At 68.8% G+C, this 13,631-nt stretch carries 10 protein-coding genes, 2 rRNA genes and 1 pseudogene; 10 read left to right on the forward strand and 3 right to left on the reverse strand.

The window, feature by feature from the left end; translation table 11 throughout:
• Window positions 1-130 precede the first annotated feature (130 nt).
• Together IAG44_RS31465 and rrf are read left to right on the forward strand one after the other, a co-directional pair.
• A 23S ribosomal RNA gene (locus IAG44_RS31465) occupies window positions 131-3,252 on the forward strand.
• Window positions 3,253-3,359: 107 nt separating this feature from the next.
• Window positions 3,360-3,476, forward strand: a 5S ribosomal RNA gene (gene rrf, locus IAG44_RS31470).
• Between the two features lie 87 nt (window positions 3,477-3,563).
• Here rrf and IAG44_RS31475 read toward each other — a convergent pair.
• Window positions 3,564-4,556 carry a hypothetical protein gene (locus IAG44_RS31475; RefSeq protein WP_187750464.1) on the reverse strand — a complete coding sequence of 331 codons (993 nt, stop codon included), beginning with the start codon at window positions 4,554-4,556 and terminating at the stop codon, window positions 3,564-3,566.
• Window positions 4,557-4,631: 75 nt separating this feature from the next.
• Between IAG44_RS31475 and IAG44_RS31480 the strand changes: the two genes are divergently transcribed.
• On the forward strand, window positions 4,632-5,471 hold the full coding sequence (locus IAG44_RS31480) for a tetratricopeptide repeat protein (RefSeq protein WP_187750465.1): 840 nt from the start codon (window positions 4,632-4,634) through the stop codon (window positions 5,469-5,471).
• Between the two features lie 85 nt (window positions 5,472-5,556).
• On the opposite strand, the gene IAG44_RS31485 is transcribed toward IAG44_RS31480, so the two are convergent.
• Window positions 5,557-6,843, reverse strand: a complete 1,287-nt coding sequence (locus tag IAG44_RS31485; protein ID WP_187750466.1) for a DUF1015 domain-containing protein — start codon at window positions 6,841-6,843, stop codon at window positions 5,557-5,559.
• A 73-nt stretch (window positions 6,844-6,916) separates the two neighbouring features.
• Between IAG44_RS31485 and IAG44_RS31490 the strand changes: the two genes are divergently transcribed.
• From IAG44_RS31490 to IAG44_RS31505, 4 genes are all read left to right on the forward strand, one after another.
• On the forward strand, window positions 6,917-7,942 hold the full coding sequence (locus IAG44_RS31490; RefSeq protein ID WP_187750467.1) for an HAD hydrolase-like protein: 1,026 nt from the start codon (window positions 6,917-6,919) through the stop codon (window positions 7,940-7,942).
• Window positions 7,943-8,013: 71 nt separating this feature from the next.
• Window positions 8,014-9,051 (forward strand): FecCD family ABC transporter permease, encoded by a 1,038-nt coding sequence (locus tag IAG44_RS31495; RefSeq protein ID WP_187750468.1) that lies wholly within the window; start codon window positions 8,014-8,016, stop codon window positions 9,049-9,051.
• 8 nt (window positions 9,052-9,059) lie between these two features.
• The gene (locus IAG44_RS31500; protein WP_187750469.1) at window positions 9,060-10,097 is read left to right on the forward strand and encodes a FecCD family ABC transporter permease; all 1,038 of its coding nucleotides are present in this window, start codon (window positions 9,060-9,062) and stop codon (window positions 10,095-10,097) included.
• Entirely contained in the window at window positions 10,094-10,969 is an 876-nt protein-coding gene (locus tag IAG44_RS31505; protein WP_187750470.1) for an ABC transporter ATP-binding protein, read from the forward strand. The genes IAG44_RS31500 and IAG44_RS31505 overlap by 4 nt, the downstream gene beginning before the upstream one ends.
• Here the strand turns inward: IAG44_RS31505 and IAG44_RS31510 are convergent.
• Window positions 10,953-11,300, reverse strand: a complete 348-nt coding sequence (locus tag IAG44_RS31510) for an SCP2 sterol-binding domain-containing protein (protein ID WP_187750471.1) — start codon at window positions 11,298-11,300, stop codon at window positions 10,953-10,955. The genes IAG44_RS31505 and IAG44_RS31510 overlap by 17 nt on opposite strands.
• A gap of 65 nt (window positions 11,301-11,365) precedes the next feature.
• On the opposite strand from IAG44_RS31510, the pseudogene IAG44_RS31515 reads away from it, so the two are divergent.
• The 3 genes and pseudogenes from IAG44_RS31515 to IAG44_RS31525 all read left to right on the forward strand — a co-directional run.
• Window positions 11,366-11,554, forward strand: a pseudogene (locus tag IAG44_RS31515) (hypothetical protein); the annotation flags it as partial.
• Window positions 11,555-11,568: 14 nt separating this feature from the next.
• The gene (locus IAG44_RS31520; protein ID WP_187750473.1) at window positions 11,569-12,384 is read left to right on the forward strand and encodes a TlyA family RNA methyltransferase; all 816 of its coding nucleotides are present in this window, start codon (window positions 11,569-11,571) and stop codon (window positions 12,382-12,384) included.
• Window positions 12,381-13,286 (forward strand): NAD kinase, encoded by a 906-nt coding sequence (locus IAG44_RS31525; protein WP_187750474.1) that lies wholly within the window; start codon window positions 12,381-12,383, stop codon window positions 13,284-13,286. The genes IAG44_RS31520 and IAG44_RS31525 overlap by 4 nt, the downstream gene beginning before the upstream one ends.
• The last annotated feature ends 345 nt before the right edge of the window (window positions 13,287-13,631 follow it).

Here is a 13,631-nt window from a genome sequence, read left to right on the forward strand (position 1 = left end):
GGGCACGCTGTTGGGTGTCTGAGGGAATGAACTCCCTCGTGATGCCGACCCCAGTGCACTCGGGCTCTGGTCCGGGGTGATGGGTGGTTGGTCGTTGTTTGAGAACTGCACAGTGGACGCGAGCATCTGTGGCCAAGTTTTTAAGGGCGCACGGTGGATGCCTTGGCACCAGGAACCGATGAAGGACGTGGGAGGCCGCGATAGTCCCCGGGGAGTCGTCAACCAGGCTTTGATCCGGGGGTTTCCGAATGGGGAAACCCGGCAGTCGTCATGGGCTGTCACCCATGCCTGAACACATAGGGCATGTGGAGGGAACGAGGGGAAGTGAAACATCTCAGTACCCTCAGGAAGAGAAAACAACCGTGATTCCGGGAGTAGTGGCGAGCGAAACCGGATGAGGCCAAACCTACGACGTGTGAGACCCGGCAGGGGTTGCGTCGTGGGGGTTGTGGGATCTCTCTTTCACAGTCTGCCGGCTGTGAGACGAGTCAGAAACCGTTGATGTAGGCGAAGGACATGCGAAAGGTCCGGCGTAGAGGGTAAGACCCCCGTAGTCGAAACGTCAGCGGCTCGTTTGAGAGACACCCAAGTAGCACGGGGCCCGAGAAATCCCGTGTGAATCTGGCGGGACCACCCGCTAAGCCTAAATATTCCCTGGTGACCGATAGCGGATAGTACCGTGAGGGAATGGTGAAAAGTACCCCGGGAGGGGAGTGAAATAGTACCTGAAACCGTGTGCCTACAAGCCGTGGGAGCGTCGGACGAGGACTTGTCCTTGTCTCGTGACTGCGTGCCTTTTGAAGAATGAGCCTGCGAGTTTGCGGTGTGTTGCGAGGTTAACCCGGGTGGGGTAGCCGTAGCGAAAGCGAGTCCGAATAGGGCGTTTCTAGTAGCACGCTCAAGACCCGAAGCGGAGTGATCTAGCCATGGGCAGGTTGAAGCGGAGGTAAGACTTCGTGGAGGACCGAACCCACCAGGGTTGAAAACCTGGGGGATGACCTGTGGTTAGGGGTGAAAGGCCAATCAAACTCCGTGATAGCTGGTTCTCCCCGAAATGCATTTAGGTGCAGCGTCGTGTGTTTCTTGCCGGAGGTAGAGCACTGGATAGGCGATGGGCCCTACCGGGTTACTGACCTTAGCCAAACTCCGAATGCCGGTAAGTGAGAGCGCGGCAGTGAGACTGTGGGGGATAAGCTCCATGGTCGAGAGGGAAACAGCCCAGAGCATCGACTAAGGCCCCTAAGCGTACGCTAAGTGGGAAAGGATGTGGAGTCGCAGAGACAACCAGGAGGTTGGCTTAGAAGCAGCCACCCTTGAAAGAGTGCGTAATAGCTCACTGGTCTAGTGATTCCGCGCCGACAATGTAGCGGGGCTCAAGCGTACCGCCGAAGTCGTGTCATTGCAGCATGAGGGCCAACGCCTGCTGTGATGGGTAGGGGAGCGTCGTGTGCCGGGTGAAGCCGCGCCGGAAGGCAGTGGTGGACGGTTCACGAGTGAGAATGCAGGCATGAGTAGCGATACAAACGTGAGAAACGTTTGCGCCGATTGACTAAGGGTTCCTGGGTCAAGCTGATCTGCCCAGGGTAAGTCGGGACCTAAGGCGAGGCCGACAGGCGTAGTCGATGGATAACCGGTTGATATTCCGGTACCCGCTGTGAAGCGTCAAACATCGAACCAGGCGATGCTAAGTCCGTGAAGCCGCCCCGGAGCCTTCGGGCAAAGGGGAGTGGTGGAGCCGACGGACCAGACTTGCAGTAGGTGAGTGATGGGGTGACGCAGGAAGGTAGTCCAGCCCGGGCGGTGGTTGTCCCGGGGTAAGGGTGTAGGACGCAGGGTAGGCAAATCCGCCCTGCACGTAGTCTGAGACCTGATGCCGAGCCGATTGTGGTGAAGTGGATGATCCTATGCTGTCGAGAAAAGCCTCTAGCGAGTTTCATGGCGGCCCGTACCCTAAACCGACTCAGGTGGTCAGGTAGAGAATACCGAGGCGTTCGGGTGAACTATGGTTAAGGAACTCGGCAAAATGCCCCCGTAACTTCGGGAGAAGGGGGGCCATTCCTGGTGATCCGATTTACTCGGTGAGCTGGGGGTGGCCGCAGAGACCAGCGAGAAGCGACTGTTTACTAAAAACACAGGTCCGTGCGAAGCCGTAAGGCGATGTATACGGACTGACGCCTGCCCGGTGCTGGAACGTTAAGGGGACCGGTTAGTCAAGATTCGTCTTGGCGAAGCTGAGAACTTAAGCGCCAGTAAACGGCGGTGGTAACTATAACCATCCTAAGGTAGCGAAATTCCTTGTCGGGTAAGTTCCGACCTGCACGAATGGCGTAACGACTTCTCGACTGTCTCAACCATAGGCCCGGTGAAATTGCACTACGAGTAAAGATGCTCGTTTCGCGCAGCAGGACGGAAAGACCCCGGGACCTTTACTACAGTTTGATATTGGTGTTCGGTTCGGCTTGTGTAGGATAGCTGGGAGACTGTGAAGCAGGTACGCCAGTACTTGTGGAGTCGTCGTTGAAATACCAGTCTGGTCGTGCTGGATGTCTAACCTGGGTCCGTGATCCGGATCAGGGACAGTGTCTGATGGGTAGTTTAACTGGGGCGGTTGCCTCCTAAAGGGTAACGGAGGCGCCCAAAGGTTCCCTCAGCCTGGTTGGTAATCAGGTGTTGAGTGTAAGTGCACAAGGGAGCTTGACTGTGAGACCGACGGGTCGAGCAGGGACGAAAGTCGGGACTAGTGATCCGGCGGTGGCTTGTGGAAGCGCCGTCGCTCAACGGATAAAAGGTACCCCGGGGATAACAGGCTGATCTTCCCCAAGAGTCCATATCGACGGGATGGTTTGGCACCTCGATGTCGGCTCGTCGCATCCTGGGGCTGGAGTCGGTCCCAAGGGTTGGGCTGTTCGCCCATTAAAGCGGTACGCGAGCTGGGTTTAGAACGTCGTGAGACAGTTCGGTCCCTATCCGCTGTGCGCGTAGGAATATTGAGAAGGGCTGTCCCTAGTACGAGAGGACCGGGACGGACGAACCTCTGGTGTGCCAGTTGTTCTGCCAAGGGCATGGCTGGTTGGCTACGTTCGGGAGGGATAACCGCTGAAAGCATCTAAGCGGGAAGCCTGCTTCGAGATGAGTGTTCCCACCTCCTTGAGAGGGTAAGGCTCCCAGTAGACGACTGGGTTGATAGGCCAGATCTGGAAGCCCTGTAAGGGGTGGAGGTGACTGGTACTAATAGGCCGAGGGCTTGTCCTCAGTTGCTCGCGTCCACTGTGTTAGTTCTGAGACAACGAACCGTTGTCGGCTTCAGAGCAGAACCACACAATTAAAGAGTGTGCTTGTTCGCTCGAAACCATTAGGGTTTCGGTGGTCATAGCGTGAGGGAAACGCCCGGTTACATTCCGAACCCGGAAGCTAAGCCTCACAGCGCCGATGGTACTGCAGGGGGGACCCTGTGGGAGAGTAGGACGCCGCCGAACAATCTTTGGAGGACCCCTGGTCCCAGCGTTCAGCTGGGCCCAGGGGTCCTTTTGTATTTACGATGTTTGTGGTACCGAAGACAGGAGTCACCCATGTCCACCAACTCTCCCGACGACCGACCGGAGCGCGACCAGCGGCGACGGGACAGTGGGGACCGCAACGACCGTGGTGAGCGCGGCGACCGTGGCGGTTTCCGCCGCGACGACCGCCGCGACCAGGGCCGTGACCGAGGTGGCTTCCGCCGTGACGACCGTGGCGGCTTCCGCCGCGATGATCGTCGTGACGACCGCCGTGATGACCGAGGCGGCTTCGGCCGGCGAGACGACCGGGACCGTGGCCCCCGCCCCGCGTTCCAGCGCGACGACCGGCGTGACGACCGTGGCGGGCGCCCCGGTGGCGGCTTCCGTCGGGACAACGATCGCCGTGACAACGACCGGCGCGACGACCGGCGTGACGGTGACCGTGGTGGCTTCCGCCGCGACAACGACCGTCCGTCCTTCAACCGGGACAACGACCGCGACCGTGGTGGCTATGGCCGTCGCGACGACCGCCCCGGCTTCCGCCGTGACGGCGACCGCCGTGACGACCGTCCCGCTTTCCGCCGTGATGACCGCCGTGACAACGACCGGCGCGATGATCGGCGCGATGGCGACCGTGGTGGCTTCCGCCGCGACAACGACCGTCCCTCGTACGACCGGCGTGACGACCGTGGTGGGCGCCCCGGTGGCGGCTTCCGTCGGGACAACGACCGTCCGCCCTTCCGCCGGGACGACAGGCGTGACGACCGCCGTGACGATCGTCGCGACGACCGTGGCGGTTTCCGTCGCGATGATCGTCGTGACGACCGCGACCGTGGTCCCCGCCCCCAGTTCCAGCGCGACGACCGCGGTGGTTTCCGCCGTGACAACGACCGGCGTGACGACCGCCGAGACAGCGGCCGAGGCAGCTACGGCGGCCCCCGTCGCGACGACCGTGGCGGACGCCCCGGTGGTGGCTTCCGTGGCCGTGACGACCGCAGGGACGACCGCCGTGGCGGTGGCGGCTACCGGGGTGGACGGGACGACCGGGACCGGGACCACCGTGACCGCGACCGTGAGCCGATCAAGCGTCTGCCGATCCCGGACGACGTCACGGGCGACGAGATCGACAAGGACGTGCGCCAGGAGCTGCTGAGCCTGCCGAAGGGGCTCGCGGAGGACGTCGCGCGGAACCTCGTGATGGTGGCGCGGCTGATCGACGAGGAGCCGGAGAAGGCGTACGGCTACTCGCGGGTGGCCCTGCGGCTGGCGTCGAGGGTCGCCGCCGTGCGCGAGGCGGCCGGGTTCGCGGCGTACGCGAACCAGAAGTACAGCGAGGCGCTGGCCGAGTTCCGGGCGGCCCGGCGGATGACCGGGAACACGGAGCTGTGGCCGCTGATGGCCGACTGCGAGCGTGGGCTCGGGCGGCCGGAGAAGGCGCTCGACATGGCCGGTGCCCCGGAGGTCAACAAGCTGGACAAGGCCGGACAGGTCGAGATGCGGCTTGTCGCGGCGGGCGCCCGGCGTGACATGGGCCAGCTCGACGCGGCCATCGTGACCCTGCAGAGCCCCGAGCTCGCGTCCAGCTCCGTACAGCCCTGGACCGCGCGCCTGCGCTACGCGTACGCGGACGCCCTCCTCGCGGCCGACCGCGGCAGCGAGGCCCGGGAGTGGTTCGCGAAGGCCGTCGAGGCGGACCGCGACGGCAGCACGGACGCCTCCGACCGCCTCGCCGAGCTGGACGGCGTGGAGTTCACGGACGCCCTGGACGACGACGCCGAGACGCCCGAGGAGACCGAGGAGACCGAGGTCCCGACGTCCGAAGAGGTCGTCGAGGACGAAGAGGCTGACGAGGACGGGGACGAGGAGGCCGACGACGCCGAGCCGGTCGTCAAGGACGCCACCCCTGAAGCCGCCGCTCCCGAAGCCGTCGCCCCTGAAGCCGCAGCCCCCAAGGACTCCGGCGACAACGCGTGACGGTCGGATGATCTGACCGGCGACGGGCCTCCCTTCGCGCCGATGGGCCTCCTCTTTAAGAGGGGGCCCATTTGTCATACGTCTGTCATACGTCCAGCGCGCGCAGCACCAGCCCCGTAGCCGGCTTCGGCCCGAACGACGTCGACTTGCGCGGCATCGTCACGCCCTGCCGGGCCAGTTCCCGGACGACCTCCTCGCGCACGGGGTGCAGCAGCACGGCCGTTCCGCCGTCCCGCTCGGCCTTGCGGACGGTCGCCTCCGTGTCGTGGATGTAGGACACGCGCGCGGGGTCGTCCTCGGGGATGTTCCAGACGGCGGCGAGGAGGGTGGCGTGCAGGACGGTCGCGTCGAGGGTGCGCCAGGCGTGGGGGTGTTCGGCGGGGACCGTGCGGGCCAGGAGGCCGGGGTCGGGGCGGTCGACGAGGTGGAAGGCGCCGTCGCCCGCGAGGAGGAAGGCGTTCCCGGCACACGTGGCGTCCGCCAGTGCCTCCAGGGCCTTCGGGAGCGGCCTCTCCAGGCGCTGGACCCGGAAGCGGCCCTCCAGGGCGGCCAGGGCCTCGGTAAGGGGCAGGCCGGGCAGGTGGCGGTGGATGGCGCGCACGCGCAGGGGGTAGCGGGCGGTGTCGACGAGGAGGACGAGGCCGTGGTCCCAGGGGCCGGGAGAGGGGTGCTCCGCGCGGAGCATGCGGTAGGTCGCCCAGCGGTGGTGGCCGTCGGCGATGAGGGCCTGGTGGCGGGCGAGGTCGGCCTGTACGCCGGCGATCTGCGCGGGGTCGGCGATCGGCCACAGGCGGTGGTGGTAGCCGTCGTCCGTGGTGGTCGCCAGCAGGGGCGGGCGGGCCGCTGTGCGCTCGACGAGGTCGGCCGTCGGGCCGCCGTCGCCCCGGTAGGTGAGCAGGAGCGGTTCGAGGTTGGCGTGGGTCGCGCGCATGAGGGCGGCGCGGTCGGCGACGACGTGGGGCATGACGTCCTCGTGGGGCAGGACGACGCCCTCGGAGGGCTCCGAGACGCGCAGGGTGCCGATCAGGCCGCGCTGGAGCATGCCGTCGGGGTGGCGTTGCTCGTAGACGTACAGGGCCGGTTCGGGGTCCGGGGTGAGGATGCCCTCGGCGAGCCACGCGCGCAGGGTCGTCGCGGCCTGTTCGTTGCGGCCCGCGGGGGTGGTGGCCTGGGGGAGGATCAGGCGGACGATGTTGTGCGGGTCGGCGTCGTGGAGTTCGTGCAGGCCGTCCGGGCGGACCACGACGTCGTACGGGGGTGAGGTGACCGCGGCGAGCCCGCCGACCCGGTCGGGGTCGTAGCGAAGTCCTCGGAACGGGGTGAGTTCCAGACCTCGGGGCGCCGTTGCCTGCGAGTGACCTGCTGTGTTCATCAGGGCATCGTACGGCTGTCAGTGGCATGGGGGATGATCGGTGGAAAGGCGAGCGAACGAGGAGCGATGCGGAATGGGGCAGGGCGTGCGGAGGAGTCCGGACGGCAGTGAGCGGGCCCTGAGCGAGGCGTACGACACCGCGCTGCTCGATCTCGACGGGGTGGTGTACGCGGGCGGGAACGCGATCGCGTACGCCGTGGAGTCGCTGCACACGGCCCGCGCGGGCGGGATGCGCCTCGCGTACGTGACGAACAACGCGCTCCGCACGCCGGACACGGTGGCGGACCACCTGACCGAGCTGGGCATCGACACGGCCCCGGAGGACGTGATCACCTCCGCGCAGGCCGTCGCCCGGCTGATCAGCGACCAGGTGCCCGCGGGCGCGCGTGTGCTGGTCATCGGCGGCGAGGGGCTGCGGGTCGCGCTGCGCGAGCGCGGGCTCGTGCCGGTCGAGTCGGCGGACGACGACCCGGTGGCCGTCGTCCAGGGGTACGGCGGGCCCGAGCTGCCATGGGGCCGGTTCGCGGAGGCGTCGTACGCGATCGCGCGCGGGCTGCCCTGGTTCGCGTCGAACACCGACCTGACGATCCCCAGCGGGCGCGGTATCGCCCCGGGCAACGGCGCGGCCGTCCAGGTCGTGCGGATCGCGACCGGCGCGGAGCCGCAGGTCGCCGGGAAGCCGTTGCCGCCGATGCACCGGGAGACGATCCTGCGCACGGGCGCCGAGCGGCCGTTGGTCGTGGGGGACCGGCTGGACACGGACATAGAGGGGGCGTTCAACGGCGAGGTGGACTCGCTGCTGGTGCTGACCGGCGTGACCGACGGCGCGCAACTCCTCGCCGCGCCCCCGCACCACCGCCCGACCTACGTGGACCGCGACCTGCGCGGCCTGCTCACCGGCCAGCCGGAGATCATCCCCGACGGCGCCGGCTTCCGCTGCGGAGGCTGGACGGCGACAGCGGCCGACGTACTCGAACTCACCGGCGAGGGCGACGAACTGGACGGCCTGCGCGCACTGTGCGCGGCGGCGTGGACGGCAGCGGGCGACGGAACCTGCGCCCTGGACGCGGGGAAGGCGCTGGCGCGCCTGGGCCTCTGAAGGGGCGTCACCGCCCCCGCCCCACCGTCACCAACGCGGAGCGCATAGCAGGGTAGGCTAACCTAACCTCCGTGTTGGTCGAGAGTGTTCCAGAACAGGCGGTTTCCCCACCCCCGGGCAGGCGAGGGGCGGCGCGGTCCCTCGGGCTCGTGGTCTCGGCGGTGCTCCTCGCGGCGGTCGCCGTCGCGAGCATCGCGATCGGGGCGAAGGAGCTGTCGCTGGAGCAGGTGTGGCACGGCCTGTTCCAGGACTCCGGGAACTACGCGGACGTCGTCGTCGGCGAGCGGGTCTCGCGGACCGCGCTCGGCCTGCTGGCCGGGGTCGCGCTGGGGCTCGCGGGGGCCGTCCTCCAGGCGCTGACCCGCAATCCGCTGGCCGACCCGGGGCTGCTCGGCATCAACGCGGGCGCCTCGGCGGCCGTGGTCACGGCCATCACGTTCTTCGGGGTCACCAGCCTCAACGGGTACGTGTGGTTCGCGTTCCTCGGCGCGGCGGCGGTCGGCGCGCTCGTGTGGTTCCTCGGCGGCAGCAGGGGAGCGACCCCGGTCAGGCTCGCGCTCGCGGGGACGGCGATCACGGCGGCCCTGTACGGCTACCTCCAGGCCGTCATGATCATGGACGACGCGGCGCTGGCCCGGATGCGGTTCTGGACCGTCGGCTCGCTCTCCAGCGCCTCGGACGAGACGATTCTGCAGGTCCTGCCGTTCCTCGCCGCCGGCACGCTCCTCGCCTTCGCGCTGGCCCGCCCCCTGAACGCCGTGGCCATGGGCGACGACACCGCCAAGGCGCTCGGCGCGAACCTGAACCGCACGCGCGCGCTGTCGATGCTGGCGGCGACCGTGCTGTGCGGGGCGGCCACCGCCGCGTGCGGGCCGATCGCGTTCGTCGGCCTGATGGTCCCGCACGTCGTGCGCTCGTTCACCGGCCCCGACCTGCGCTGGATCATGCCGTACGCGGCGCTTCTGTCGCCCGTGCTGCTGCTCGGCTCCGACGTCCTCGGCCGGGTCGTCGCCCGGCCGTCCGAGGTGCAGGTCGGGATCATCACCGCGATCGTCGGCGGGCCGGTGTTCATCCATCTCGTACGGCGACGCAGGACGGCCCAGCTGTGAGGACGACCGTGAAGACCAAGCCCCGTGCCCTGCGCACCGGCGGGCTCTCCCTGCGCCTGGACGTGCGCGCCCTGACCGTCACCGTCGTCCTGCTGCTGGCCGCGCTCACCGCGAGCGTCGTCCTGATCGGCACCGGCGACTTCCCGATGCCCGCGGCCGACGTCCTCAAGGTGCTGTTCGGGGAGGGCAACCCCGGGCAGGAGCTGATCGTCAACGACCTGCGGCTGCCGCGGGTCCTGGTCGGGCTGCTCGTGGGGGCCTCGCTCGGGCTCGGCGGCGCGCTGTTCCAGGCCGTGTCGCGCAACCCGCTGGGCAGCCCGGACGTCCTCGGGCTCAGCCAGGGCGCGACGGCCGGGGCGCTCGTCATGATCGTGCTGTTCTCCGGGTCCACCACCCAGGTCACCCTCGGCGCGCTCGTCGGCGGGCTCGTCACCGGCGCGCTGATCTACCTCCTCGCCTGGAAGCGGGGCGTGCACGGCTACCGGCTCGTCCTCGTCGGCATCGGCGTCTCGGCCGTCGCGACCGCGGTCAACGGCTACCTCATCACCAAGGCCGACATCGTGGACGCCGCGCGGGCCGTCGTCTGGATGACCGGGACGCTCGACGGGCGGGACTGGAAGCAGGTGTGGCCGCTGCTCGCGCTGGTGTGCGCGCTGGTGCCGCTCGTGCTGGCCAACGCGCGCGGGCTGCGGATGATGGAGATGGGCGACGACGTGTCCCACGCGCTCGGCGTGCGGGTGGAGCGGGTGCGGCTGCTGCTGATGGTGTGCGCCGTGCTGCTCACCGCCGCCGCGACCGCCGCCGCGGGTCCCGTCAGCTTCGTCGCGCTCACCGCGCCGCAGCTCGCCCGGCGCCTGACCCGCTCGCCGGGACCCAACCTCGTGCCCGCGCTGTGCATGGGCGCGGCGCTGCTGGTGACCGCCGACTGGGCCTCGCAGCGGCTGTTCGGGGACGGACAGCTGCCGGTCGGCGTGGTGACCGGGGTGCTCGGCGGGGGGTACCTGCTGTGGCTGCTGATCACCGAGCGGAAGGCGGGGCGGATATGAGCGGATCGTACGACCGCACCGCCGTCCCAGTAGATCCCCAGAACAACCCGAGGAGCACCGTGAACCGCCTCTCCGCCGAGAACGTCACCCTCGCCTACGACCAGCGGGTCATCGCCGAACAGCTCTCGGTGGAGATACCCGACCACTCCTTCACCGTCATCGTCGGCCCCAACGCCTGCGGCAAGTCGACGCTCCTGCGCGCCCTCTCCCGGATGCTGAAGCCGCAGCGGGGCCGGGTGCTGCTCGACGGGCAGGTCATCCAGTCGATGCCCGCGAAGAAGGTGGCCCGCACCCTCGGCCTGCTCCCGCAGACGTCCGTGGCGCCCGACGGCATCACCGTCGGCGATCTCGTCGGCCGGGGCCGCTACCCCCACCAGGGCATCCTGCGCCAGTGGTCCACCGAGGACGAACGCGTCGTCCAGGAGTCCATGGAGCGGACCGGGGTCGCGGAACTCGCCGACCGGTACGTCGACGAGCTGTCCGGCGGGCAGCGGCAGCGCGTGTGGATCGCGATGGCGCTCGCCCAGCAGACGCCGCTGCTGCTGCTCGACGAGCCGACGACGTACCTCGACATCCAGCACCAGATCGACGTCCTCGACCTGTGCGCGCAGCTCCACGAGGAGCAGGGCCGCACCCTCGTCGCCGTCCTGCACGACCTCAACCACGCCGCCCGCTACGCGACCCACCTGATCGCGCTCAAGGCCGGGAAGGTCATCGCCGAGGGCGCGCCGAACGACATCGTGACGGCGGAGCTGGTCGAGGAGGTGTTCGGGCTGCGCTGCCAGGTCATCGACGACCCGGAGACGGGCACGCCGCTGGTGGTGCCGGCCGCGCGCCAGGCCCGGACGAAGGCCGCTACAGCAGCTTCCTGAGGCTCAGCAGGTCACGGAAGCCGGCCTCCAGCTTCACCCGCCCGGAGCCCCACGCCTTGGCGAAGTTCAGCTCGCCGGCCACCAGGGCGACGAGGTCGTCCCCGGTCATCGTCAGCCGGATCTGCGCCTTCTCGGCGGGCGGGCCCGGCCGGACGTCGTCCACCTCGATCGCGCCGCCCGTCATCCGCCCGCTGAAGGTGACGTCCAGGTCGGTGATCCGGCACGTCACCGTGCGTTCGATCGCGGTGGCGGCGCGTACGTCGCCGTCGGCGCCCCGCATGTTCTGGGCGAGCTTCTCCAGTGCCGTGCGGCACTCATCGATCGTGGCCATCGGAGCGACGGTACACCGGGGCGCCGGGGTAGCGTCGGGGCATGAACGACGCCGCCGACGGCCGGGTGCCCCGCACCCCCACCGGGAACGCCGAGGTCGACGCCCTCCTCGGCCGTCTCGCCGACACCGACCACCTCGCGACCGACGGGCACATCGAGGTGTACGAGGATGTGCACCGGGGGCTGCGCGACGCGCTCACCGCGCTCGACGCCCGCCCGGGGCCTTCGGGGCCCTCATCGTCGGCACGGCATTAGGAGTGGGAACCAAGGTGGCAGGAGTCGCGCGTCGTCGGCTGGACGCGGAGCTGGTGCGGCGCAAGCTGGCGCGGTCGCGGGAGCACGCCAGTCAGTTGATCGCGGCGGGGCGGGTGACCGTCGGGAAGACGGTCGCGACGAAGCCGGCCACGCAGGTGGAGACGGCCGCGGCGATCGTCGTCCAGGCCGACGACGGTGATCCCGAGTACGTGTCCCGGGGCGGGCACAAGCTCGCGGGGGCGCTCGCGGCGTTCGTCCCCCTCGGGCTCGTCGTCGAGGGGCGTCGCGCGCTCGACGCGGGGGCCTCCACCGGGGGGTTCACCGACGTGCTGCTGCGGGCCGGGGCCGCGCACGTCGTCGCCGTCGACGTCGGATACGGACAACTCGCCTGGTCTCTCCAAAGTGATGAACGCGTCACCGTCAAGGACCGTACGAACGTACGCGAGTTGACGCTTGAAGCGATCGATGGGGAGCCTGTGGATCTAGTCGTGGGGGACTTGTCCTTCATCCCGCTCGGGCTCGTGCTGCCCGCGCTGGCGCGGTGCGTGAAACCGGACGCCGACCTGGTGATGATGGTCAAGCCGCAGTTCGAGGTGGGGAAGGAACGGCTCGGCAGCGGGGGCGTCGTGCGCAGCCCCGAGTTGCGGGCCGAAGCGGTGCGGGGGGTGGCCGCGAAGGCGGCCGAGCTGGGGCTCGGAGTGAACGGGGTCACTGCCAGTCCGCTGCCCGGACCCTCCGGGAATGTCGAATACTTTCTGTGGCTGCGTGCCGGGGCGCCCGCTCTGGATCCGGCCGACGTCGATCGTGCAGTGGCGGAGGGGCCGCGGTGACACAGAACTCTGGTCGGACTGTTTTCCTGCTCGCGCACACGGGGCGGCCCGCGGCCATCCGTAGCGCCGAGCTCGTCGTGAAGGGGCTGCTGCGGTCGGGGATCGGGGTGCGGGTCCTGGAGTACGAGGCGCGGGACCTGCCGCTGCCGGCGGAGGTCGAGCTGATCTCCGAGGCCACGCCGCAGTGCCTGGAGGGGTGCGAGCTGCTGATCGTCCTCGGTGGGGACGGGACGCTGCTGCGGGGGGCCGAGTTCGCGCGGGCCTCCGGGGTGCCGATGCTCGGGGTCAACCTCGGGAGCGTGGGGTTCCTCGCGGAGGCCGAGCGGGACGATCTCGACAAGGTCGTGGACCGGGTGGTGACCCGGGCGTACGAGGTCGAGGAGCGGATGACCGTCGATGTGGTGGTCCACAGCAACGGGGACATCGTCCATACGGACTGGGCGCTGAACGAGGCGGCGGTGCAGAAGGCGGGCGCCGAGAAGCTGCTCGAGGTCGTTCTCGAGATCGACGGGCGGCCTGTCACCGGGTTCGGGTGTGACGGGATCTGTCTGTCCACGCCCACCGGGTCGACCGCGTACGCGTTCTCCGCCGGGGGGCCTGTGGTGTGGCCCGAGGTGGAGGCGTTGCTGATGGTGCCGATCAGCGCGCACGCGTTGTTCGCGAAGCCACTGGTGACCTCGCCGGATTCCGTGCTGGCCGTGGAGATTCTGCCGCATGTTCCGCCGGGGGTGCTGTGGTGTGACGGGCGGCGGACCGTCGAGTTGCCGCCGGGGGCGCGGGTCGAGGTGCGGCGGGGGGCTGTGCCGGTTCGGCTGGCCCGGCTGCATCATGCGTCGTTCACCGACCGGCTCGTGGCGAAGTTCGCGTTGCCGGTGTCCGGGTGGCGGGGGGCGCCGCACTAGGCCCACTGTGGGGGGTGGGGAGTGTTCGTCGGCGGGTGCGGGTGATCTGTGGCTGGTCGCGCAGTTCCCCGCGCCCCTGAAAGACTCGGGCCCGCCCGGAGATTTTCGTGCGGCCCCGGTCACCTCCCGTTCGGCTCCCGCCGTCTCGCGCCCGGCCCCGGGTCGCCTCCCGCCTGATCCCCGCCGTCTCCCGTTCGGCCCCGGGTACTTCCCGTCCCGGCCGCCTCCCGTCCGGTCCTTGTCGTCTCGCGCCCGGTCCCGGGTCGCCTTCCGTCCGGTCCTTGTCGTCTCGCGCCCGGTCCCGGGTCGCCTTCCGTCCGGTCCCCGCCGTCTCCCGTTCGGTCC

Origin of the sequence: Streptomyces roseirectus (assembly GCF_014489635.1) — a bacterium.
Taxonomy (GTDB): Bacteria; Actinomycetota; Actinomycetes; order Streptomycetales; family Streptomycetaceae; genus Streptomyces; species Streptomyces roseirectus.